The 23079-nt window shown below is 55.2% G+C and carries 19 protein-coding genes; 2 read left to right on the top strand and 17 right to left on the bottom strand.

The window, feature by feature from the left end; genetic code table 11:
• The 16 genes from AVAK2825_RS08345 to AVAK2825_RS08270 all read right to left on the bottom strand — a co-directional run bounded on the left by AVAK2825_RS08345 (position 1) and on the right by AVAK2825_RS08270 (position 18449).
• Positions 1 to 1257, bottom strand: a complete 1257-nt coding sequence (locus AVAK2825_RS08345) for a hypothetical protein (protein WP_284396571.1) — start codon at positions 1255 to 1257, stop codon at positions 1 to 3.
• Entirely contained in the window at positions 1254 to 3146 is a 1893-nt protein-coding gene (asnB, locus tag AVAK2825_RS08340; protein ID WP_284396567.1) for an asparagine synthase (glutamine-hydrolyzing), read from the bottom strand. Before asnB ends, AVAK2825_RS08345 begins: the two co-directional genes overlap by 4 nt.
• A 2-nt stretch (positions 3147 to 3148) precedes the next feature.
• Positions 3149 to 5863 carry a glycosyltransferase gene (locus AVAK2825_RS08335; RefSeq protein ID WP_284396564.1) on the bottom strand — a complete coding sequence of 905 codons (2715 nt, stop codon included), beginning with the start codon at positions 5861 to 5863 and terminating at the stop codon, positions 3149 to 3151.
• Between the two features lie 39 nt (positions 5864 to 5902).
• Positions 5903 to 6865, bottom strand: a complete 963-nt coding sequence (locus tag AVAK2825_RS08330; protein WP_284396561.1) for an NAD-dependent epimerase/dehydratase family protein — start codon at positions 6863 to 6865, stop codon at positions 5903 to 5905.
• A gap of 1 nt (position 6866) precedes the next feature.
• Complete coding sequence (locus AVAK2825_RS08325) at positions 6867 to 7925, bottom strand: NAD-dependent epimerase/dehydratase family protein (protein WP_284396559.1); 1059 nt, start codon at positions 7923 to 7925, stop codon at positions 6867 to 6869.
• Positions 7926 to 7928: 3 nt separating this feature from the next.
• Positions 7929 to 8861: an NAD-dependent epimerase/dehydratase family protein gene (locus AVAK2825_RS08320; RefSeq protein ID WP_284396556.1), complete on the bottom strand. Its 933-nt coding sequence runs from the start codon at positions 8859 to 8861 to the stop codon at positions 7929 to 7931.
• A gap of 11 nt (positions 8862 to 8872) precedes the next feature.
• Positions 8873 to 9811, bottom strand: a complete 939-nt coding sequence (locus AVAK2825_RS08315) for an NAD-dependent epimerase/dehydratase family protein (RefSeq protein ID WP_284396553.1) — start codon at positions 9809 to 9811, stop codon at positions 8873 to 8875.
• 18 nt (positions 9812 to 9829) lie between these two features.
• Complete coding sequence (wecB, locus tag AVAK2825_RS08310) at positions 9830 to 10924, bottom strand: non-hydrolyzing UDP-N-acetylglucosamine 2-epimerase (protein WP_284396550.1); 1095 nt, start codon at positions 10922 to 10924, stop codon at positions 9830 to 9832.
• Complete coding sequence (locus tag AVAK2825_RS08305) at positions 10921 to 12009, bottom strand: DegT/DnrJ/EryC1/StrS family aminotransferase (protein ID WP_284396547.1); 1089 nt, start codon at positions 12007 to 12009, stop codon at positions 10921 to 10923. Before AVAK2825_RS08305 ends, wecB begins: the two co-directional genes overlap by 4 nt.
• 25 nt (positions 12010 to 12034) lie before the next feature.
• The gene (locus AVAK2825_RS08300; protein ID WP_092743376.1) at positions 12035 to 12619 is read right to left on the bottom strand and encodes an acyltransferase; all 585 of its coding nucleotides are present in this window, start codon (positions 12617 to 12619) and stop codon (positions 12035 to 12037) included.
• A gap of 21 nt (positions 12620 to 12640) precedes the next feature.
• Complete coding sequence (locus AVAK2825_RS08295; protein ID WP_092743589.1) at positions 12641 to 13390, bottom strand: ABC transporter ATP-binding protein; 750 nt, start codon at positions 13388 to 13390, stop codon at positions 12641 to 12643.
• A gap of 2 nt (positions 13391 to 13392) precedes the next feature.
• Positions 13393 to 14208, bottom strand: a complete 816-nt coding sequence (locus AVAK2825_RS08290) for an ABC transporter permease (RefSeq protein ID WP_284396534.1) — start codon at positions 14206 to 14208, stop codon at positions 13393 to 13395.
• Positions 14209 to 14212: 4 nt separating this feature from the next.
• Positions 14213 to 15163: a Gfo/Idh/MocA family oxidoreductase gene (locus AVAK2825_RS08285; protein ID WP_284396528.1), complete on the bottom strand. Its 951-nt coding sequence runs from the start codon at positions 15161 to 15163 to the stop codon at positions 14213 to 14215.
• A gap of 20 nt (positions 15164 to 15183) precedes the next feature.
• Positions 15184 to 16479, bottom strand: a complete 1296-nt coding sequence (locus tag AVAK2825_RS08280) for a nucleotide sugar dehydrogenase (protein ID WP_284396525.1) — start codon at positions 16477 to 16479, stop codon at positions 15184 to 15186.
• Positions 16480 to 16596: 117 nt separating this feature from the next.
• Positions 16597 to 18075 carry a mannose-1-phosphate guanylyltransferase/mannose-6-phosphate isomerase gene (locus AVAK2825_RS08275; protein ID WP_502870510.1) on the bottom strand — a complete coding sequence of 493 codons (1479 nt, stop codon included), beginning with the start codon at positions 18073 to 18075 and terminating at the stop codon, positions 16597 to 16599.
• Between the two features lie 2 nt (positions 18076 to 18077).
• Positions 18078 to 18449 (bottom strand): DUF2304 domain-containing protein, encoded by a 372-nt coding sequence (locus AVAK2825_RS08270; RefSeq protein ID WP_272567478.1) that lies wholly within the window; start codon positions 18447 to 18449, stop codon positions 18078 to 18080.
• A 335-nt stretch (positions 18450 to 18784) separates the two neighbouring features.
• On the opposite strand from AVAK2825_RS08270, the gene AVAK2825_RS08265 reads away from it, so the two are divergent.
• Together AVAK2825_RS08265 and groL are read left to right on the top strand one after the other, a co-directional pair.
• Positions 18785 to 19075, top strand: a complete 291-nt coding sequence (locus AVAK2825_RS08265; protein ID WP_005799501.1) for a co-chaperone GroES — start codon at positions 18785 to 18787, stop codon at positions 19073 to 19075.
• A 52-nt stretch (positions 19076 to 19127) separates the two neighbouring features.
• Complete coding sequence (groL, locus tag AVAK2825_RS08260) at positions 19128 to 20780, top strand: chaperonin GroEL (protein WP_272567476.1); 1653 nt, start codon at positions 19128 to 19130, stop codon at positions 20778 to 20780.
• 128 nt (positions 20781 to 20908) lie between these two features.
• Here the strand turns inward: groL and AVAK2825_RS08255 are convergent, their stop codons facing one another.
• Positions 20909 to 22999 (bottom strand): TonB-dependent siderophore receptor, encoded by a 2091-nt coding sequence (locus AVAK2825_RS08255; RefSeq protein ID WP_284396497.1) that lies wholly within the window; start codon positions 22997 to 22999, stop codon positions 20909 to 20911.
• Between the last annotated feature and the right edge of the window lie 80 nt (positions 23000 to 23079).

Raw genomic sequence — 23079 nt, 5'->3', positions numbered from 1 at the left:
TTAATTTGAATGCAGCTTTGCCCAAAGCCGATTGACACCGTCATTGAATGGGCGGCGCAAGGCCCATGGGATCGAATGCCATAAGGCCAGCAACGGTCCCGGCGCCGGAGGCAGCCTGGATTTCCTTACGGGATGTTCGGTGATTTCTGCGGGTAACCCTGAAGGCAAGCCGCTGCCCTGACCAGGCTTGCACGACTGGATCAATCCATCGTACTCAGTGATGAACTTCTGATAGGTATAACGGCCAGACTGAACAACATCAAAGTAGGCTTTGTCGGTTAATCGGCCCAGCAAAGCGTCGTCGGACACAGCAGCCATTACTTCGTCAACATTGGAAAAATCTTTGCGCAAAGGGATGTAGTGAACCCATGGTTGCAAGATCCCAGAATACCTTCCCTCAAAGAGAATCAACGCCGTGCGAAAAGCGATTGCTTCAAAAAAACGGGGAGAAATTTGATTCATGATGGGTTGTTCGTCCTCCCAACCCATTCGCTGCCTGAATTCCGCGTAACTCAATTCCGGATTTTCGGTGAGTGCCTCGTTAGCTGCTTTACGCAGGCTACCGTCAAAATCAAATCGATTGGCGCCGCTCTCGGTCCCCAGAGTGGCTTTGCAATCCATCAGGAAACGAGGCCAATCGCTGCCATAGATACGCTTTTCTTCGTCCCATTCGATGTCGCAAGAAATACCGCGATGTTTGCAGGCGAGTTGCATACCCTTTGCAATTTCCAGTTTTTCTTGACCAAGATCCCCGTAAAAATACGGTAATGCTCGCCCTCGATATCCAATAGCAATAGGCCGATTTATTGCTGAGGGAGGCGAAGAGGTCTCATGAATCTGCTCAGGACAATAACCGGTCAACGTAGTGACAAAGCGAACATTGGGAAAGCGTGCGGATGGGTAAATCTCTTCTCTGTGCAGTGGAGGGACGCAAGTAAAAACTACTGAAACATTTAATTCACCAATAGCGTCCCAAACATTAGATGTCAGATCATATTCATCTTGAACAAATAATATCTTTTGCCCCGAATGCTTCGAAATTTTAAACCGCAGCGTAGCTGAGATATGCCCAAAAGCCACCCTCGCGCTGTAATGAATCAAAATTACATCGAAAACAGCAAAATCAAATTGCACATCGGGCAACCCCGCGTGCATATAAAAATGATTGTTTTTAGAGTATTTTTTAAAAGCGCAAAGATGGTCAAAAACCGTATTGGTATAGGTTTCGAAGTGGTCGTAAAGAATCAGAACATTCATGCGTCAATGAATTGATTTTGCCAAAGCTCCAAGCTTAGCAACGCCCACAAATTCCGCCCATAAACAGATTGAGAGTTTAGAACTTGGTCAACAGTGAATCCGTCGTTCAAATACGGGCGCTGACGCGCACGAGCGCTCCCCAGAACATCACCGATGTACTCGCGTGCTGGTCCATCTTTAGAAAGCCATAGATTCAATGGAACAGGAAATCCCATTTTATCTTTACGATTTTTTATCTCTGACGGAAGTAAGTCAGAGAAAACAGATTTCAGCAGGCGCTTCAGCTCCCCATCGCGAAATTTAACATCTGCAGGGATGGTCGCAGCAAACTCAACCAATGGATGGTCCAAGAATGGAACGCGTGCTTCAACACCATGCGCCATACTCATGCGGTCCTCGACTTGCAGTAGCGCTGGCAATAAAGTTTTAAAGTCGAAGTGTGTCATCGCATCGAAATATGAACCACTTCCGACATTTTCCCCCTTAAATATCTGCTGAAATTCAGAGTAAGTAGCAGTGTGATCAATCACCCCTGGACACAATATCGAACCAAAGGTATTTGAGCGATTGACCAGTCGCCAGTATCGAGCATCCCGTTCGCCGAAAAGACCTTCAGCCAAAAATTCCTGCATCATTGGCTGATACTGCCGCAATGTTTGCAGACTAGGAATTATCGATTCATAGGTAACGACAAAATTCCCATCGTGCAAAGTACCTTCGATAGCGCCCTTAATGCATTGCTCAAAATAAGCAATAAGATATCGAGCATAGCCACCAAAAATCTCATCCCCTCCTTGACCGCCCAGCACCACCTTTACATGTTCCGACACCTTTTTGGAAACCATGTATTGAGGAAATGCCCCGGGACCGGCGACAGGTTGATCCAAATGCCATATCACGCTGGAAATATTTTTGACAAAATCCATTTCCCCAATATCAGCAATATGCAATTGCATATTTTGCTCAGCAGCTAGTGCATTAGCATACTCTGACTCATCAAATCGACTGCCTTCAAGGAAACGACCATTAAATGCTGAAAAATTCTTTTGGGAACTGAATTTCCTGGCCATCGCCGCCAGTAAACTTGAGTCAACTCCACCACTAACATAACTCCCAATTTCAACATCAGCTCTTAGATGAATTTTTACGGAGTCCTCGAGTAAATCTCGCAGCTTGGCTTCAAACCATTTAGCCGTATGGTCATAATCGATCTCGTAGTGTACTTCCCAGTACCTTTCGAATACAGGAGGAAGACCGGGAGCCAATATAGCCGCATGAGCAGCCGGCACTTGATATACGCCAGAAATTAAAGTCTTTTCACCCAAACAAAATTGAAATGTGAAATAGTCAGATATCGCAGAAGAAGATAATTCTCGACGTGAAATAAAAGGCAATAAAGCTTTTGCCTCAGAAGCAAAGAAGAACTTCTCGCCTTGTTGAGTCCAATATAACGGCTTTATACCAAAACGATCCCGAGCTATAAATAATTGTTTATCTTTCGCATCCCAAATTGCGAAAGCAAACATGCCGCGCAGACGAGTGGTACATGCTATGCCCCATTTTCTATATGCCTCCAGAATAACTTCAGTATCAGAATGCGTTGAAAAGCAATCTTTTCCAAGCTCTTCGCGGAGTTCTATATAGTTGTATATCTCGCCGTTGAATACTATGGTAAAGCGCCCATCTCTACTATGCATCGGTTGAGCACCCGCTTCAACATCAATGATAGAGAGACGGACATGTCCTAAGCCTGCCTGTCCAGACGTTGAAGCCCAGACTCCACTTCCGTCAGGTCCGCGATGTCTAATTCTCTCTAGCCCTATTTCCACGTCCGAAATCAGTTGACGAGTAGAAGCCTGCTTTTGCAAGACGCCAAAAATTCCACACATAGCTAAATACCTAAAATTCTTTTTAATATGGGAGCAACTGGATCACGAACACGTGATGGCAACGCCAACCAGAAAGGCATTAAGCTGCGTAAAAATTTTCTTTCCAATATCTCAACAGCTTGAACACATTTCACACTATTCGACTCTTCAATTGAATCGCTTAGGGAAGCTGTGAAAATTTCAACTCGCTTTGTCGGCTGCAGAATTAAATTGTCAAGCGCCTCGTACAAATTAGCAGAAGCGTTCTGCCAATTGTATTTTTTTTCGTGAAACAATTTTCCAGCGTTCCCCATTTCCCGACGAGCAACACCGTTCGATCCAAATTCAGCAATTGCTTTCAACAAAGACTTTTTATTAGCAAAATCGACAACCAGTCCCGATTTAGCCTCTCGAATAACACTCGCAACAAAAGATGTGTTATTTGCCAAAATAGGAATTTCTGCCGCCATATATTGAGAAAGCTTATTTGGGCAGCAATGGGCATAGTTATATCCGTGTGCTTTATACGGAATAATTCCTACATCAGCGGCACTTGCCATCTCCACCAGTTGGTCTTCTGAAACCGCATCCGGGAAAAAAATTCGACTTTCATAAAGCCCAGTATTTTTTGCTAGATTAATCATCTCAGTTTTGAAACTGTTAGCTGGCCCACGAAGAATCAAATGAGCGCTGGGGTCAGTTTCTCCCCAAATACTAATTAACTCTTCTAAGCCTCTGTGTGGAGCAAAAGATCCTTGGAATAAGAAGTTGCAAATCTCATTGCCGACTCTCTTTTCCCGAAATTTCTGATCAGAAGAATTTTTTAACGGTTCGCAATTAGGGACCACACGAAAATTCAACCCGTAACTTTTTTCAAATACTTTTTTTAAACCTGGGGAAACTGTAGAACGATCCGCGGTGTACTTGATTAAGTTCTTTTCCAAGTCCAGCCAAAACTCTTGTTCACTTTGAAATTGTCTGGTATCACAAGCAGGCCAATATTCATGAGCATCATAGTGAACAGGAATATTTTCAATGGCGCCATAAAGCACTGCAGCGGGCAATGTTACCAAGTCTGTAGCAATTAGACATTGCACGTTGCTGGTAGCCAAACACGACTCTAACAAACCAGTATTGATTTCTAATACAAATCTCAAATACCATCTGAAATCGTTAAGTCTTTGTGCACCATCAGGCATACCCATAAACTTAGCAAGCTCAGAATCAGAAGAGCTAGCCAATTTTTCAATTCGCGACATTTGAAACAGCGCGTCAGCACCTGCACTGCTTCCTGACAGAAGCCGTTGCCATTTTAAAAACAACTGAGATGTGAACTTGATCCTTGGAGTTGATATTTTCTTGGATCCATCTTCGTGAGTAACGACTGAGAAGTCTAATTCCCCATCCCTCAATATGTCGACAACATGAATTAACATGTTATCAGGCGCATATTTCTCTACCCAGTCGATACGAGGATCAATTTGAGCTGGATGGCTACAAAGCAGCATCACCTGCTTTTTCTCATTTTCAGATATTGATAGCTGAGAGCTATCAGAGTCGACTGAAAGCATTTCCTCTATACATTCATCTAGCATTGCAACGAATCCTTCTATCCAGAAGGACGGATTCATCACAATATCTTTATGCGCTCGCTCCGTAATTTCCACAACTGCAGCATCGTTCTGCAGAAATGAAACAACTTCTAATATATTAGAATGGTCTCGTGCCAATTCTAAATAATGGATTCCGGGCAAAAATATTCCGGAATATTCACCTGGGTATAGTAATTGAAGTGTTCTAGTGGCAGCAGCCTCAAAATGTCTAGGTGAAATTTGATTGTAGTTTACCTTCCCCTCAAGGTCGACAATATATTTCAGATAACTTTCCGCGTAATGAGCGTCTTCTCGAAAATCGCCTAGTGCCTCTTCTGCTAAAGCACATTTACTTTTCAGAGATCCATCTATATCAAAAACACTTGCCCCGGATTCAGCACCTAAAGTAGCCTTACAATTTCCTAAAAAATCAAACCAAGCATCAGTTCCTAATCGATCTTCCCATTTGCTCGAAATATCCAATCGAATATCTGCAACCTCATTCAAATCACATATAACTTTTTCTCCGATCGATCGCTTTTCATATGCCAATCTTCCGAACGAGAGTGGTTGAATTGAGCCCCGATACCCTATAGTTATTTCCCGCCGGTTGAGAGGTTTCGCATCGATAGCCCGCAAAGTTGGCGTCACATAACCAGTGAACATTCGTTGAAATTTAACTTCTCCAACAACGTCCTTAGGATAAATCTTTTCAATTTCTGAGGATGGTAGACATGTCAGAATCAGGTCAAACCTTGTCTGCCCCACATATTCTGCAAGTTCACGAAATTTATGATTTTCGTCCTGCTTTAATAATATTTTTAAGCCGTTAAAGTCTTTGAGCTTTATTGACAATCTGGCGTCCAATACGCGCAAATTTCCCACATCATAAGAAATGGAATTATGAATAATAATTCCAGCAAACTCGGACAAATTAATATTTGGAGGAAGAGAATTAATGCCCGCTGGATCCCTGCACTCAAATATATTGGCTACAACAACCGGAAAGATAGATAGCTTTTGAACGTATGCAATTATTTCAGGCACCGTAGAAATGCCTGCTGGATCATAATAACAAACCAACAGAAATTTTTTCTTATTTTTCTTTCGCTGGTCAAATATAAAACTAGGCTGTTCAATCATCATTCCCCCTCATTTTCTTGGGACGAATCCCATTCATTCTAATCAAAGCTGGCAAAGGTTGACTAATCCCCGATGCAAGGGAATCAATGCTTGGAAATTTAGGTCTTGCTTAGCTTTATCAGTGGATCCAATTCGATTTTTAACGAATGGGCGGTTTACATTTTGAAAAATCGCAGGTGGGGCATCGGGGAAGATACCATGCAGCATAACATTCAACTCTTTAATGCTGGTCTTGATGCCGGTCCCGACGTTATAACAGCGCATCCCAGCCTCAGCTTGCATAGCGAGAATATTAGCGCGCGCGCAATCACGCACATCCACAAAATCGTAAGCTTGAGAGCCGTCACCATGAATAACAGGCGCCTCACCCTTTTTTAAAGAATTAATCATCCGTGTAACCACGCCGATATAGGCACCCTTATCATCTTGGCGCGGCCCATATACGTTCATGTACCTGAGTCCAACATAACTCAAGTTTTTATCGCGGCTGGCAGGACGGCGATATAAAGCCTTCAGAAGATACTCACCACACACTTTAGTTGCGCCGTAGAATTCTTCGCAATTAAACGGATGACTTTCATCCATCGGTTCAAAAACCGCATCCCCATAAACCGACGCTGAAGAAGAATAAACCAGCCGGCGAATTCCATTCGAAATGCAGGCTTCGGCGACATTCATGGTGCCACCGACATTGACTTCAAACGCAGAACGTGGATATTCATTACAGTGCAACAGCCATAATGCCGCCAAATGAAATACCCCATCAATGCCACGCATTGCAGCATTTAAAGTATCCCGGTGCAAAATATCCCCTCCACTGGGGAATATTTCACAACGAGGATCCTTCAAAGCTTCACCAAGATTCGAAAGGCGTCCCCTGGACAGGTTGTCATAAATTCTGACGTGCGCAGCCCCGGCGCTAAGCAACTGCTCTACCAGATGAGAACCTATAAAGCCCGCGCCACCAATCACCAGGAAAGAGTGGCCTTGTATTGGCAATGACATGTCAGTGTTGGCTCAACATCTTTTGGTGCTTCGCCATGCACCGCTCGATCATTTCGGCATTGTTTTGCGTCCATTCGACCGTGCGGCGAAGACCTTCTCGTATGTCCACTTGGGCTTCGAAACCTAATTGTTCGCGAGCTTTGTCTGTTGAGGCAAAACGTTTACCGGATCGATCCCAATCTCTGGCAGGGCGCAAATCAAGAGGTGTCTTGTTGCCTGTGAATTCATTGATCCAGGTAGCTAGTTCGAGAATCGTGGTTTCACGACCGGTAGCCAGGTTATAAATTTCACCCTTTTGTCCGTTCAGCGCGCATGCCATCAATCCGCGCGCCATGTCTTCCACGAAGATAAAGTCACGACTAGCGTTGCCGCCATTGTCCAAAGGCAATGCCTCTTGCTGCAACGACCGCCACACAAACGTGGGGGTTACATTGCGCCATACGGTATGAGCGGTGCCGCGCCATTGACCAGCGCCCAGGATTTCTCTTGGCCCATACACATTGGAAAACCGAGCTTTCACGAAATGCAAATCTGCTCGTTGGAAAAAATAGTTCCCATACAACTCACCAATGATCTTGGAGATCGAATAGGGGCTGTCATGGTAGAGCGTGACAGGCTGATCTTCCGTCGTGGCAGAAGCGACGTCATAAGTCTTTTCTGCGACCGCACAAGCCGCGGCTGCGTAAACCACTTTTTTCAGCGCTTTGATGGCAGACAACCGCTGAAACAGCTTCAAACTGGTCAGCGTATTGTTTTCGTGGTCTGCCAACGGATTGGCGATGGAAGATTGGTTGCCGTGATAGCAAGCCAAGTGGAATGCGTAATCAAGGTTCTCGGGCAACGATGACAGGATCTGATCGTCGGTAATCGACCCAAACACAAAGCGCACGCGAGGGTCGGCTGGGATATTGCTTGCCTCTGATGAAAGCAGGTTGTCCACAACAATGATTTCTCGTGGATCTTGTTGCAGGATTGCGTGGGTCAGATTACTGCCCACGAAGCCTGCGCCCCCAACGATCAGCACGCGTTGTCCAGAAAACGTAGCGGAATTCACATTCATGATTTAAGCAGCGGTAGGCGGTTTGAGGTGGCTGAAGACGTCGTTGACTCCATGCTGGTCATACCACTGCAGTTGCCGCTGAATGGTTTGCTCAAAGTCGAGCTGGCACTTCCAACCAAAGTCCGCCTCTGTTTTGCTCGCGTCAAGGCAAACCACAGGAACATCGTCTGCCAACGGTGGCACCACAGGCACTTCTGTCGGATCAAGTCCCAAATAACGCTCTACCGCGCGAAAGATCTCCAAGATCGTGTGCGCCTCGCCGCTCGACACGTTGTAGACGCCGACCGGGGCATCTTGCTGAATGGCCAGATCCATGAATCGCAGGAAATCCTGCATGTTCAGAAAATCCCTGGCGGTATCTGAGCAAAAACACTTCTGCCCAGCCTTGAGCCTTTTGTAAAAGGTAGGGATGGGGCCAATTGCGAGGCGAGGGCCAGTCACATTCGCAATGCGAAGAGACAGCGAAGGCACCTTGCTCATCAGCATGAACTGCTCGCCGGCCGTTTTGCTGATGCCATAGCTGGTGAAAGGCGCGCAACGCTCCTGCGTCGAGATGGGCAATGAGGTAGGGTGGCCGTAGCAGAGCGCAGTCTGAAAATTCACGAGCCGTTTGACTTGATGACGTTCACTGGCGCGGGCCACGGCAATGCTGCCAGTGACGTTGGTGTTCGCGTCCTCTCGCCAGTCCTCAGGATCTTTGTACGCAGCAGCGGCGTGAATGACGATCTCTGGTGCAAACGCGTCGAATGTCTTGTCCACCCAAGCCGTATCAGCGATATGGCCTTCATGTACTTGAAGACCTTCGACCGTTGGCACGACTTCCCGCTTGCCCGTGGCGAAATTGTCCAGCACGGCGATTTGGTGCCCCTTTGGCAACCAATGTTCAATAAGGTTGGAGCCTAAACAGCCGGCTCCTCCTGTGATCAGAATCCGCATTGGTGCCTACCTTATTGCTTGTTTTCAAGGCGCAGGTGGGTGTACTCACCGAGCGTGCCATGCTGTTTGTAATAAGCGATAGCCGTATCCACTGTGTGCTGGAGCGGTGTGAAATTCAGTTGACCAAAATCTTCGAACGTTCTGGAAGGGTCCAGCAGGATTGAGGCGACGTCGTCCGGGCCCAGTTCTTTGACCTCGGCTTCTGGCTTGTCAGTGAAGCCCATTGCGGTGACCACAGCGTTGTACAGCTCTTCAATCGCGATATCCGTGCCGGATGAAAAATGGTATGTCCCATGTCCGATGCCATCGCATGCCTTGAGGACGACCCGAGCCAGATCTTCGACAAAGACGAAGTCGCGCCGTGCCTTGGTGACGAAGCAACGTTTCCCATCCTTGAGTCGCTGATAAAAAATGGGCAGCGGACCAGCCACGTTGCGGGGGCCAACCACGTTCGCCAAGCGGAACGTTACGAAGTCCAGCCCGGACAATTCAAGGTACAGCTCGTTGGCCGTTTTGCTGATGGCATAACTGCTGCCACCCGGCAAGCGCGGATGGTCCAGGCGGATGGGATGCTGTTGCGGGCGCAGGCCGTAGCAAAGAGCGGTTTGAAAATATACAAACCGCTGCACTCCATTGCGCTTCGCTGCGTCGATGACGTTGGAACCCCCAACGCAGTTCGTCAGCGTGTCGTTGTACCAGTCATCGGGGTCCTTGTATGAGGCTGCGGTGTGGACCACCGCGTCCGGGCGAAACTCACCTACCAGTTGCTCCACCAGTGGCTTGTCTGCGATAGAGCCGATCACGACCTTCAGTTGTGGATGCTCAGCCAAATGCTCACGCCTGCCAGTGGCAAGGTTATCGATCGTGAGCACTTCGTCGCCGCGAGCAAGCAGCATTTCAACGACGTGGGAGCCAATTTGGCCGAGGCCACCAGTGACAAAAACTTTCATGTGATTTTCCAGTGAGAGTTATGAAGCAAGGAATTGCAGCAGGCGCGCGGATGCATCGCCATTTCCGTAAGGATTGTCGTTACCGGCCGCAGGAGCGGGCGAAGCGACGACGTCCCGATAAGCCAAGAGAATGCGATCTTTCGTCGCCCCTGTCAGGCGGTTCCAACCCAGCGTGACAGTTTCAACCCACTCCGTCTCTTCGCGGAGGGTGACGCAGGGAACCCTGTAGAAATAGGCTTCTTTTTGAACACCGCCAGAGTCCGTCATGATGACTGCTGCAGCTTGCTCCAGCGCCACCATATCGAGATATGAGAGCGGTTCAACCACATGCAACTTGGACAGGCTGGCTTGCAAGCCCGTTGCCTCGATAAGGCGTCTTGTGCGCGGATGCAAAGGGAGGACAACGGGCATGTCCTGCGCGACTTCTACCAACGCTTCGACGATCTGCGTAAGACGTGAGGGATCGTCTGTGTTTTCGGCACGGTGGCATGTTGCAAGCACATAGCCGCGCTGAGACAGTTGCAGCTGTTCGAGGATGGGACTCCGCTGCAGGGCAAGGCTGCCATAAAACAGCGATGCGTCGTACATGACGTCCCCCACCAAATGAACCCCGCGGGTAAGACCTTCGTTGGCAAGATGCCCAACGGCGGTAGACGTAGGACACAACAGCAGTGTCGAAACACGGTCCGTCAAAATCCGGTTGATTTCTTCCGGCATGCGCATGTTGAATGATCGCAAGCCCGCTTCCACATGCGCCACGGGAATGTTCAACTTGGCAGCCGCCAACGCGCCGGCCAGTGTCGAATTGGTATCACCGTAGACCAGCACCCAATCTGGCCGCTCTTTTAGTAGCACCGCCTCGATCGCCTCCAGCATCCGGCCGGTCATCGCACCATGGTTGCCTCCGGATATCGCCAAGTGCACGTGGGGTGCAGGGATCTCCAACTCGTCGAAAAACACCTTCGACATGTTGTCGTCAAAGTGCTGACCCGTATGAACGATGAGTTCTTCCAATTGATCGGCAAACCCAGACTGGATGGTCCGCGACACTGCGGCTGCTTTGATGAACTGGGGTCGGGCACCCACGATCGTGAGAATCTTGCGTCTGGTCATTCCATGGCTTTCGTCAATGCACTGACTACCCGATCCTGGTCGGAAACGGTCAGGAAGGGTCCCATGGGCAGACTCAGCACCTCTTGAGCCAAACGATCACCCACGGGTAACTGCACATCCGGGTCTGCCACGGCAGGCTGCTTATTCAAAGGAAGTGGGTAATGAATGGCGGTAGGCACACCTGCCCCGCTCAGCACGGCTTGGACGCGATCACGCTCTTGCGCACGAACGGTGTATTGAGCCCAGGCACTCTGCTGATTGGCTGCGATGAGCGGGATGGTAGAAATACCCGCTGACCTCAGCAATTGGTGATAACGATCCGCCACTTGCTGACGCAACTTTATTTCTTCGTCAAAGCTATCCAGCTTGGCCAGAAGCACAGCAGCTTGCAAGGTGTCCAGACGGCTGTTCACCCCAACCCGTATGTGGTGATATCGCCGATCTTGCCCATGGCGGGCAATCTGGCGCATCACTCGCGCAAGCGCTTCATCATTGGTAAAAATGGCGCCACCATCGCCGTAGCAGCCGAGCGGTTTGCTTGGGAAAAAGCTTGCACACGCCACCGTTGTGAGATTGCAGCTTTTTCGGCCATGGTAGGTCGCGCCAAAGCTTTGGGCTGCATCTTCGATGACGGGGATGCCATGGCGAGCAGCAACCGCATTGATCGCGTCGAAATCCGCGCATTGACCATACAGACTGACTGGAATGATGGCCTTGGTCTTCGGTGTGATCGCTGCTTCAAGCTTGGACGCATCGAGGTTGTAGGTGTCAGCCCGGACATCCACATAGACGGGCCGTGCACCGAGCAAGGCAACGGTTTCCGCCGTGGCAATGTATGTAAAACCAGGCGTGATGACTTCATCCCCTGGACCAATGCCCAGGGCCATCTGAGCGATCTGTAGCGCGTCCGTGCCATTGGCCACTGTGATGCAATATTTCGCACCGGTGTACGCAGCCAACCGCTCTTCCAGTTCATGGACTTCAGGGCCCAGGATGTACTGACCGTGCTCCAGCACCTTCTGAATGCGGGCGTCGATATCAGGCCGGAGCTTTTGATACTGGGTCTTGAGATCTGTGAATTCCATGTGTGGACTTATTGTGTTTAAGGGCTCAAGCACGCTGAAGCCGGCCATCTCGCAAGGAGTAGCGCAAACCGGTATCAGGACAGGTCGCATCACCGTCCCCTTCCAGGGGCAAATCCAGTCGCTCGCCGTGCTCGCTCATCCAGCCAATTTGACGAGCGGGAACGCCTGCCATCAAGGCATATGGTTTGACGTCGCGATTGACCACCGCACCTGCTGCAATGAAAGCATGTGCGCCTACGGTGCTTCCGCACACGATGGTGGCATTGGCACCCAGGGTGGCGCCACGCTGAACAAGAGTTGGACGGTACTCATGCTTGCGCTTCACGCTGCTCCTTGGGTTGTAGACGTTTGTGAACACGACGCTCGGGCCACAAAAAACGTCGTCTTCCAAAGTGACAGCGTCGTAGACGCTGACATTGTTTTGAACCTTGACGTTATTGCCGATGACCACATCGTTGCCCACATAAACGTTCTGCCCGAATGAGCATCCTTCTCCAATGCGCGCGCCCGCACAAATATGTGCCCAGTGCCACACGCGAGTTCCGGCCCCGATCTGCGCGCCCTGGTCGATGATGGCTGTTGGGTGGGTTGTATATATAGGCTCGCTCATGCCAATGCTCCTGATGTTTGGCTAACTGGCGTGATATGCCGCAAGGCAGTCATCGATGTTGCCGTGCATGCGAATTTGCCCCTCATTCAGCCAGATGCCCTGATTGCAGAACGTCTTCAGAATGGGATCGCTGTGAGAGGCCAGCACCAGAATCTTGACGCGGCTCATCATGTTCTCCAGTCGAATACGGGCTTTATCGATGAATTGCGCGTCCCCTACCCCGATCATTTCATCCATCAAAAGAATGTCGGGCGCAACGGCGGTGGACACAGCGAAGGCGAGCCGCAGCATCATTCCCGAAGAGTAGGTGCGGACTGGCAGATGCAAGTAATCGCCGAGTTCCGTGAACTCCTCGATGTCCAGCACCAGTGCTTTCGCATCCTTGCTGTTGATGCCCATGACGACACATCGTGTCGCAATGAATTCATATCCACTTGCTTCGGGATCCATTCCCAGCATCAGGTCGATCAGTGAAGAGATGTGTCCGGATGAGCGCATGACGCCAGAGGTCGGCTCATAGACACTGGACAGCACACGCAACATGGTCGACTTGCCCGCACCATTGCGCCCGATCAGCCCAACACGGTCCCCATCCTTGAAGGACAAAGTTACGTTGCGCAGCGCCCTGACTGCAATCGCGCCACCGCCGATATCTTCAATTCGGCCTCGGTGTCCTTGTGCCTTGCCCAGCAAAGTATTGAGGAGTCCGCGCGAGCGTGAAGAAAACAGTGGGAAATCGACGCTCACCTGGTCGAGTTCGATACTTGCCATGTTCAGAGCCAATACACGAGCCTGCGGCGGCTCTTGAGAAAAATGGTGAAAAATGCCGCCACCAGCGCAATGAAGGTCAGCCCGGCCATCAGATAGCTGTGGGGATCGACTGCTTGCCCCAAGACCGGAGCCCGGATCAAATCCAAAAAGGCCGCGAGCGGATTGATGTGCACGATCAGCTTGGCTCGCTCGCTGAGTTGCGAGGGCTGCCACATCACCGGGGTGAGAAACATGGCGATCTGCATAAAGCTGGTGACGATCATTGGGATGTCCCTAAATCGAGCACATAGCGCCCCCAGAACGCACGCCACCAGTACCGCGCAGAGGACGGTAAAGGCAAGTCCCAGCACAAAAGGCAGTACCTGAACTTTTCCCAAGCCGCCGAACACCAGCAACACGATGATCGCGATGGGAATGTTGTGTCCCAGCATGAGCAAGTTGCGCCATATCACCCGTAATCCAAAGGCAGACTTGGGATAAGGCGTTTGCTTCAGGAAAGCACCGGCTGAAGTGAATGTGTGACAGCTATCGGAAATAGACTGGGAGATAAACAAGAACAGGACATGGCTGACGCAGAAAAACGGCAGGTAAGTCTGCACATCGATCTTGAATACTTGCGATCCAATCAGCCCGAATGCACCGATGAAAATCGCTGTGTTGATCGATATCCACACCGGTCCAAGAAAGGACCTGCGATATTGCTTGAGAATATCTTCAAGCCCCAAGTGCAACCAGAAACGCCATAGCTTCAACGCGCCCTGCACGTCGGACAATAGCAACTGGAGTTGAGAAAGCGGCTTCAGACCGAAAGCTTCCATGCTCTCAATACCCCTTCCGGCGCACGAAGGGATGCACACGCTCATCCCCATCGGCCGCAATGGACGCGCTGCGAATCACGTCCACCGTTTCGATGCAATGCCGCGCATCCGCCAAGCCGTACCCTCGGCCCGCCAGGATTTCGCGGTAACTGGTAGTGTGCAGATCGGTGAAGCCTTCGGAGAACTCGAGTTGCTCACCGCTGACATCGATGTTCCGGTACGTGGGCTTCTTGCCTTTGACTTCTTCGGGTAGATCGTTGGCATCGATGGACAAAAACCATCGCACCCGGGCGCGTTCGTATTCCAGATAACCGGCGGCCTTCGTTTCCTCGCTCAGGTGGATGCGATTGTCCTGAAGCTTGCCGAAGATGAAGTGCAGCATGTCGAAGAAATGCACGCCGATGTTAGTGGCCACGCCAAACGATTTGCGCGGGTCGCCCTTCCAGCTCTCCAGGTACCACTTGCCGCGCGATGTGATGTAGGTCAGTTCGACATCGAATTTGGTGTCCTTGGGTGCCGCGGCCACTTTGTCGCGCAGCTTCAGGATCGCTTCATGGTGGCGCAACTGGAGAATGTTGAATACCCGCCGGCCCGTTTCCTGTTCGATGCGCGCCAGTTCGTCCATCAATTGCGGCGTGGGAACGAGCGGTTTTTCGCAGATCACATCACATCCCAGGCGCAGGCCAGCAGCGATGTGGGCATGGTGCAGGTAGTTGGGCGAGCAGATCGACACGTAGTCAAGTGCGGTGGCTGGATCGCGCTTGAGCTGGTGCGCATGCTCCGCAAACCGTTCGAACTCGGTAAAGAAGTCGCTCTGCGGCGAAATGCTGTCGATGATGCCGACCGAATCGTTGATGTCGTAAGCCACGGCCAGATGGTTGCCGGTGTCCTTGATGGCACGCATGTGGCGTGGCGCGATGTAGCCGGCGGCGCCGATGAGGGCGAAGTTTTTCATGGCGGATCCGAAGGGGAGAATTAGAGGCGAAAAACGGTGAAGCCGGCTTCGGCAGCCCGCTCGCGGTGGTAGAGGCTTTTGACGTCGGCCAGGACAGGCTGTGCGCCACGGCAGTACGTGCGAAGCTCCGCGGGCGTGGCCTGCCGGTATTCGTTATGGCCGACCGCCACCACCAGGGCATCGACCGGATGGTCGGCATCGACACGGCCCAGCGCCAGGCCGTACTCGTGGTCCACCTCTTGCGCGCTGGCCCAGGGATCGGCAATCACCACGTCCGCGCCCCACGCCAGAAACTCGCGCACCATGTCCACGACCTTGCTGTTGCGGATGTCCGGGCAGTTTTCCTTGAACGTGATGCCAAGGATGCCGATGCGGCAGCGGGGCACGTCCATGCCGTTCTTGAGCATGAGACGGATGGTGTTGCGCGCCACGTAGCGCGCCATGTTGTCGTTGATGCGCCGCCCGGCCAGGATGACCTGCGGGTGGTAGCCCACTTCCTCGGCCTTGTGGGTCAGGTAATAGGGGTCCACACCGATGCAGTGGCCGCCCACCAGTCCCGGCCGGAAGGGCAGGAAGTTCCACTTGCTGCCCGCGGCCTCCAGCACGTCGAGGGTGTCGATGCCCAGCCGCTCGAAGATGACGGACAGCTCGTTCACCAAGGCGATGTTCAAGTCGCGCTGGGTGTTTTCGATGACCTTGGCCGCTTCGGCCACTTTCAGGCTGCTGGCCTTGTGGGTGCCGGCCGTGATGATGCTGCCGTACAGCGCATCCACCGCGTCGGCCACTTCGGGGGTGCTGCCGCTGGTGATCTTCTTGATCTTCGTGAGGGTGTTGACCCGGTCGCCCGGATTGATGCGCTCCGGGCTGTAGCCGCAGAAGAAGTCCGTGTTGAAGGTCTTGCCGCTGAGCCGTTCGAGCACCGGCACGCACACTTCTTCTGTCGCGCCGGGGTAAACGGTGGATTCGTAGATCACCACGGCGCCGTCCGGCATGACCCTGCCCACCGTTTCACTCGCCTTGACCAGGGGCATCATGTCGGGGCGGTTGGCCTTGTCCACCGGGGTGGGCACCGTCACGATGAAGACCTTGCAATCGCGCAGGTCCTCCGGGTTGGCGCTGTATTGCAAGTGGCTGGCGGCTTGCAGGTTTTCCGGGGTCACCTCCAGCGTGCCGTCCTGGCCCGATTGCAACTCGGCGATGCGTGCGGCATTGATGTCAAAGCCGATGACCGGCCTTTTGCGGCCGAACTCCACCGCCAAAGGCAGGCCCACGTAGCCGAGCCCGATCACGGCGATCCTTGCTTGTTCTAGATTCATGTTGTTATGTTGGAAGAATAGAGAGAGTCAAATGCGGGCGCCGCACTGCTCGCATGCCGGGAAATGCGCGCGCGGGCCTGGCAATCGTCACGCCGGTCGCAAAGGCAATCCAATCCCTCATGAAACGCCTTCGGCACCGGTAGAGCGCCCGTAGATGTCGTCGAACCGGACGATGTCGTCCTCGCCCAGATAGTCGCCCGACTGAACCTCGATGATTTCGAGAGGCGTCTTGCCCGGATTGGCCAGCCGATGACGGCGGCCCACCGGAATGAACGTGGACTCGTTCTGTGCCAGCAGATAGGTGTCGTCGCCATTGGTGATCTCGGCGGTGCCCCGCACCACCACCCAATGCTCGGCGCGGTGGTAGTGCATCTGCATGCTCAGGCGCGCGCCCGGGTTCACTACGATGCGCTTGACCTGAAAGCGTTCGCCACTGTCGACGGCGTCGTACCAGCCCCACGGCCGATGCACCTTCCGGTGGTGGTGGGCTAGCGCATGCCCTGCCTGCTTCAGCCGGGCCACGATGTGCTTGACGTCCTGGGTACGGCGCTTGTCGGCCACGAGGACCGCATCGGGTGTTTCTACGACCACGATGTGGTCAAGCCCCACGCCGGCCACGAGCCGGTGGGTGGACATCAGCAGCGTGTTCTGGCTGTCTTCCAGCAGGGCATCGCCGACGGTGGCGTTGCCTTCGCTGTCCCGCGGCAGCACGCTCCACAGGGCATCCCAGGCGCCCAGGTCGGACCAGCCGGCCTGCAGCGCGACCGCGAACGTGGGGATGCCGATCTCCGGCATCAGCGGCAGCCGTTCCATCACGGCGTAGTCGATGGAATCCGAAGGGCAGGCCTGGAAGGCCGCCGCGTCAGGCCGGATGAAATCGAGATCGCGCTGCGCCCCCTCCATCGCGGCTTCGCAAGCCTGGAGGATGTCGGGGCGACAAGCGCGGATGGCGTCCAACCACTGGCTGGCGCGCACCATGAAAAGGCCGCTGTTCCAAAAATAATCGCCCGCGTCCAGATAGCGCTGCGCGGTCGCGGCATCGGGCTTCTCGGCAAAGCTGGCGATGCGGTGGATGCCCGCACCCTCCGGGCCCGCCGCATGGCACTGGATGTAGCCATAGCCGGTTTCCGGCCGGTCCGGCACGACGCCGAACGTCACCAGTCCGCCCGACAGGGCCATGGAATGGGCCCGCCGGACCGCGGCGTGAAACGCGGGCAGATCCTTCACCACGTGATCGGCCGGCATGGCCAGCATGATCGGATCATCGCCTCCGGCGCATGCCTGCAAGGCGGCCAGAGTCAGTGCGGGCGCGGTGTTGCGCCCCTCGGGCTCCAGGAGTATGCGTGCCGTCCGGATGCCGACTGCCAGCAACTGGCTGGCCGCGATGAAACGGTGCTCGGTGTTGCAGACCAGGATGGGATCGGGCGCGACGCCGATCTCCGGCGCCCACCCCTGCAGCCTCAGTGCCGTGTCCTGGAGCATGGTGCTGGCGCCGGCCAACGCCAGAAATTGCTTGGGATAGGCCTCCCGCGACAGAGGCCACAAACGCGTGCCCGACCCGCCGCACAGGATGACCGGCAACAGCGGCTGCGCCAAGGTCATGGCTGCGTTCCATCGCCCATCACGCGCGCGCGCAGGCTTTCATTGTCGGCCTGCAACAGGGCCAGCCGCTGGTTCAACCGGCGGACATCCCTCTCGATGCGGGTGTTCACCATGTCGGTGTGCAACGACTTCACCAGCAGCACCATGCTGGCCAGCAGCAGCAGCAACGCGGGGGGATAGCTGATGCCCAGCAGCTTGGCCAGACGATCGATCAACCCCGGCCAGGCCCCCAGCAAGGCAGCGGCCCCAGCCACCACCACCCAGAACAGGCCGTGCATCAGATACAGGTGATCCCTGCGGATCAGGTAAAGGATCAGCACCGCCAGGCCGATGCCCATCAGCGCGGTGGTTGCTTGCAAAGACGCCATTGGACTTCCGAATCTATGGATCTGACCCGCATCGGGCGTTTGATGGAGAGCACCGCCGAGAACGGCACCTGCTTGGGAGGCCCCAAGCGGATTGCAGGAGGTCGGTATTGTAGGTGCACACCCCATCCTCCCCTCAGCCACCGTCCTTCCGAACGCTGCGCCGCGCTCCCACGGCTGACCACCCTCTTGAAATGCAAAAGAATGCCCGTATCATTAGCACTCGACGCGACCGAGTGCTAGCAACCCTGACACCGGGCCGCTGAAGTCAGAAAGCGCCCGCACCCTGCGGGCGCGTTGTTGATGTCGCAATCCTTTTTTGAACCAGGAGAGATGCAATGAACCTTCGCCCCCTGCACGATCGCGTGATCGTCAAGCGCATTGAAAGCGAAACCACGACCGCTTCCGGCATCGTGATCCCCGACAACGCCGCTGAAAAGCCCGATCAAGGTGAAGTGCTGGCCGTCGGTCCCGGCAAGAAGAACGACAAGGGCGAACTGATCGCTCTGAACGTGAAGGTCGGCGACCGCGTTCTGTTCGGCAAGTACTCTGGCCAGACCGTCAAGGTCAAGGGCGACGAGTTGCTGGTGATGAAGGAAGACGACCTGTTCGCAGTCGTCGAAAAGTAAGCCTTCCGGCCCTTTTCCCGAACATCCTGTTTACTGAATCCGGAGAAATCAAATGGCAGCAAAAGACGTAGTTTTCGGCGGCGAAGCCCGCGCCCGCATGGTCGAAGGCGTGAACATCCTGGCCAATGCGGTCAAGGTCACCCTGGGCCCCAAGGGTCGCAACGTGGTGCTCGAGCGCTCGTTCGGCGCCCCCACCGTGACCAAGGACGGTGTGTCCGTGGCCAAGGAAATCGAACTCAAGGACAAGCTGCAGAACATGGGCGCCCAGCTCGTGAAGGAAGTGGCTTCCAAGACGTCCGACAACGCCGGTGACGGCACCACGACCGCCACCGTGCTGGCACAGGCCATCGTGCGCGAAGGCTTCAAGTACGTGGCCGCGGGCATCAACCCCATGGACCTCAAGCGCGGTATCGACAAGGCCGTGACGGCCCTGGTGGAAGAGCTGAAGAAGGCTTCCAAGGCCACCACGACCTCCAAGGAAATCGCCCAGGTGGGTTCGATCTCCGCCAATTCCGACGAAACCATCGGCAAGCTGATCGCTGACGCCATGGACAAGGTCGGCAAGGAAGGCGTGATCACCGTGGAAGACGGCAAGTCCCTCGAGTCCGAACTGGACGTCGTGGAAGGCATGCAGTTCGACCGCGGCTACCTGTCGCCCTACTTCATCAACAACCCCGAAAAGCAATCCGCGATTCTGGACAACCCCTTCGTGCTGCTGTTCGACAAGAAGATCAGCAACATCCGTGACCTGCTGCCCACGCTGGAGCAAGTCGCCAAGGCCGGCCGTCCGCTGCTGATCATTGCCGAAGAAGTCGAAGGCGAAGCCCTGGCGACGCTGGTGGTCAACACGATCCGCGGCATCCTGAAGGTCGTGGCAGTGAAGGCCCCTGGCTTCGGCGACCGCCGCAAGGCCATGCTGGAAGACATCGCCATCCTGACGGGCGGCAAGGTCATCGCCGAAGAAGTGGGCCTGACGCTCGAGAAGGTCACCCTGGCCGACCTGGGCCAGGCCAAGCGCATCGAAGTGGGCAAGGAAAACACGATCATCATCGACGGCGCGGGCGCCGCTGAAGACATCGAAGCCCGCGTCAAGCAAGTGCGCGTGCAGATCGAGGAAGCCACGTCCGACTACGACCGCGAAAAGCTGCAAGAGCGCGTGGCCAAGCTGGCCGGCGGTGTGGCCGTGATCAAGGTCGGCGCTGCCACCGAAGTCGAAATGAAGGAAAAGAAGGCCCGCGTGGAAGACGCCCTGCACGCCACGCGCGCAGCGGTGGAAGAAGGCGTTGTGGCCGGTGGCGGCGTGGCTCTGCTGCGCGCCAAGCAAGCCGTGGGCAACTCGATCAAGGGCGACAACGCCGATCAGGACGCCGGTATCAAGCTGGTGCTGAAGGCCATCGAAGCCCCCCTGCGCGAAATCGTGAACAACGCCGGCGGCGAAGCCTCGGTCGTGGTGAACGCCGTGCTGGCCGGCAAGGGCAACTACGGTTTCAATGCCGCCAACGACACGTATGGCGACATGCTGGAACTGGGCATTCTGGACCCCACGAAGGTCACCCGCACGGCCCTGCAGAACGCCGCTTCCGTGGCTTCCCTGCTGCTGACGACGGAATGCATGATCGCTGAAGCCCCCAAGGACGATGCACCGGCCGGCGGCGGCATGCCGGACATGGGGGGCATGGGCGGCATGGGCGGCATGGGCATGTAATTGCCGGCCGCACCGGACGGGATGCACTCCCGCCCGGCTGCCCCATCAAAAAACCCCGCAGGCTGCAAGGCCTGCGGGGTTTTTCTTTGGCGGGGCCGTGGGTGCGGCCCGCAGGATCGATGGGCCGCTCAGAAACGGTAGGTCGCGCTCAGCACCACGTTGCGCCGGGGCGCCCACCAGCAATCGCCGCGCGACAGGCAGGTGCTCATGTACTGCTTGTCGGCCACGTTGTTGATGTTGAGCGCGTAGCGCCATGCCTGGCTGTCATAGGCCAGCAACGCATCTCCGACGAGCGAGGACGGAATGCGCGGACCGGAACCATCGCGGAACGCGGAGAGATACCGCACCCCGGCCCCGGCCGAGAACCCGCGAATCCCCGCGACGGAAAAGCGATACAGGCCCCACATCGCCGCCTGGTTGCGGGGCAGGCCTTCCAGGGTCGGATCCACGTCGGTGTAGTTGTAGTGGGCGATCAGATCGAACGCGGTGGTCACGCGGGTCTTCAGTTCCAGCTCCAGCCCCTTGTTGCGGGTCTGGCCAGCCTGCAGCGTGTTCATCGGATTGGTCGGATCGGTGACCTTCTGGTTCTTTTCCTTCAGGTCGTACACCGAGGCGGTGAACGAGGTCGAGCCGCCTTCGGGCAGGTATTTCACCCCCACTTCGATCTGCTCGCCCTGCAGCGGCTTGAAGCGGGCCCCCGAGGTGTTGGTGCCGCTCACCGGGCTGAACGACTCCGCATAGCTGATGTACGGCGTCCACCCGCCGGCCAGTTGGTACATCACGCCCAGGCGCTTGGTGGTGTCGCTGGTGCGGTCATCGGCCGAGCCGGCCAGGGCATTCGCCACGCGGTCATGGCGCAGACCGGCGATGAAGATCCATCGGTCCCACTTCATCTGGTCCTGCACATAAACGCCGGTCTGGCGCTGCACATTCCGGGGCTGCGCGGTGAGCGGCCGGTCGGTCCGCCCGCTGTACACCGGTGCGAACGCGTCGATGGGCGAATCGTAGGCATCGCCGGATTCCGCCTTGTCCTCCGACTGGCGATTCCAGTCGAGGCCCAGCAGCAGCTGGTGCTGCACGGCGCCCGTGGTGAGCCGGCCCAGCAGGTTGGTGTCGACCGCGGCCATGCGCGTGCGGGTCACGTTCTGCCCGTACAGCCGGCCGATGAGGCGCTGGTTGACCGGGTCGGCGCCCCACCCGCCCGGATCGGTGAAGAAGTCCGCATAGTGGTAGCCGCCCCGGTTCTCGTTGCGGGCCCAGCGCAGATTCTGGCGCGCCGTCCAGGCATCGTTGAAACGGTGTTCGAACTGGTAGCCGATGGATTGCCGATCAGTGTCGTAGTAGTCGCCCGGCTCGCCGATGAACCGGCTGGTGGGCAACTGGCCGTTGGGATTGGGCAGCAAGGTGCCCGACCAGGGCAGGAACTGCGACGTGCTGCCCGAGCGGTCCTGTTGCCAGTGCGCCTGGAGCAGCAGCGACGTCGCCGCATTGGGCCGCCACATCAGCGACGGTGCGATCAGGCGGCGGTCGTCGGGCACGTGGTCCACCTGCGTGTCGGCGTCGCGGGCCAGCGCCACGAGGCGGTACGACCACTCGCCATCGGCCGTTAGCGGGCCGGTCAGGTCGGCCTGCAGCTGCTTGCGGTTCCAGCTGCCGATCTGCACGCCCACTTCGCGCTGCGCCTCCTGCAGCGGGCGCTTGCTCACCATGTTGACCACGCCCGCCACGGTGCCGGTGCCGAACAGCATGCCCGACGGGCCGCGCAGCACCTCCAGGCGCTCCAGCGTGTGCAGCTCTGCGGGCGTGGTGCTGGTGTAGTAGTTGTAGCTCTGGCGCAGGCCATCGAGGTAGATGTCCGGATAGCTGCCGCGCACGCGCACGCTGTCGGAGCGGCTGTCCAGCCCGTAGGCATCGCTGCGCACGCCCGCGGCATAGAGCAGCGCCCCCTGGAAGGTCGTCGCGCCCTGATCGACCATCTGGTCGCGCGTGATGACGGTGACCGATTGCGGCGTTTCGCTGAGCGGCGTGTCGGTCTTGGTGGCCGTGGTGGCGTTGCGGGCGCGGTAGCCCACCACGGGGCCGGTGGCGGATTCCTTTTCGGCGTTGGCATCCACCCGCACTTCGGACAGCGTGGCGCCCACGCCCTGGGCATGCGCCCAAGGCACCAGCCCCAGGGCGGCGGCCACGCAGGCCGTGCCCCGCAGATCAATGAATTTCATGGCAAACATAAATAGTATTGATAACGATTCCCATTCTAGAAATCGATGACCGATCTGTAAGCAATTTGTTGCAGTCAGGC

The sequence above is a fragment of the Acidovorax sp. SUPP2825 genome (assembly GCF_030158995.1).
In the GTDB taxonomy this organism is placed as follows: domain Bacteria; phylum Pseudomonadota; class Gammaproteobacteria; order Burkholderiales; family Burkholderiaceae_C; genus Paracidovorax.
This window is presented reverse-complemented; position numbering and strand designations above follow the sequence as displayed.

Excerpts from the sequence above, each read along its gene's own strand:
- AVAK2825_RS08345 (WP_284396571.1), bottom strand. The coding sequence starts at position 1,257 with ATGAATGTTCTGATTCTTTACGACCACTTCGAAACCTATACCAATACG.
- asnB (WP_284396567.1), bottom strand. The coding sequence starts at position 3,146 with ATGTGTGGAATTTTTGGCGTCTTGCAAAAGCAGGCTTCTACTCGTCAA.
- AVAK2825_RS08335 (WP_284396564.1), bottom strand. The coding sequence starts at position 5,863 with ATGATGATTGAACAGCCTAGTTTTATATTTGACCAGCGAAAGAAAAAT.
- AVAK2825_RS08330 (WP_284396561.1), bottom strand. The coding sequence starts at position 6,865 with ATGTCATTGCCAATACAAGGCCACTCTTTCCTGGTGATTGGTGGCGCG.
- AVAK2825_RS08325 (WP_284396559.1), bottom strand. The coding sequence starts at position 7,925 with ATGAATGTGAATTCCGCTACGTTTTCTGGACAACGCGTGCTGATCGTT.
- AVAK2825_RS08320 (WP_284396556.1), bottom strand. The coding sequence starts at position 8,861 with ATGCGGATTCTGATCACAGGAGGAGCCGGCTGTTTAGGCTCCAACCTT.
- AVAK2825_RS08315 (WP_284396553.1), bottom strand. The coding sequence starts at position 9,811 with ATGAAAGTTTTTGTCACTGGTGGCCTCGGCCAAATTGGCTCCCACGTC.
- wecB (WP_284396550.1), bottom strand. The coding sequence starts at position 10,924 with ATGACCAGACGCAAGATTCTCACGATCGTGGGTGCCCGACCCCAGTTC.
- AVAK2825_RS08305 (WP_284396547.1), bottom strand. The coding sequence starts at position 12,009 with ATGGAATTCACAGATCTCAAGACCCAGTATCAAAAGCTCCGGCCTGAT.
- AVAK2825_RS08300 (WP_092743376.1), bottom strand. The coding sequence starts at position 12,619 with ATGAGCGAGCCTATATATACAACCCACCCAACAGCCATCATCGACCAG.
- AVAK2825_RS08295 (WP_092743589.1), bottom strand. The coding sequence starts at position 13,390 with ATGGCAAGTATCGAACTCGACCAGGTGAGCGTCGATTTCCCACTGTTT.
- AVAK2825_RS08290 (WP_284396534.1), bottom strand. The coding sequence starts at position 14,208 with ATGGAAGCTTTCGGTCTGAAGCCGCTTTCTCAACTCCAGTTGCTATTG.
- AVAK2825_RS08285 (WP_284396528.1), bottom strand. The coding sequence starts at position 15,163 with ATGAAAAACTTCGCCCTCATCGGCGCCGCCGGCTACATCGCGCCACGC.
- AVAK2825_RS08280 (WP_284396525.1), bottom strand. The coding sequence starts at position 16,479 with ATGAATCTAGAACAAGCAAGGATCGCCGTGATCGGGCTCGGCTACGTG.
- AVAK2825_RS08270 (WP_272567478.1), bottom strand. The coding sequence starts at position 18,449 with ATGGCGTCTTTGCAAGCAACCACCGCGCTGATGGGCATCGGCCTGGCG.
- AVAK2825_RS08265 (WP_005799501.1), top strand. The coding sequence starts at position 18,785 with ATGAACCTTCGCCCCCTGCACGATCGCGTGATCGTCAAGCGCATTGAA.
- groL (WP_272567476.1), top strand. The coding sequence starts at position 19,128 with ATGGCAGCAAAAGACGTAGTTTTCGGCGGCGAAGCCCGCGCCCGCATG.
- AVAK2825_RS08255 (WP_284396497.1), bottom strand. The coding sequence starts at position 22,999 with ATGAAATTCATTGATCTGCGGGGCACGGCCTGCGTGGCCGCCGCCCTG.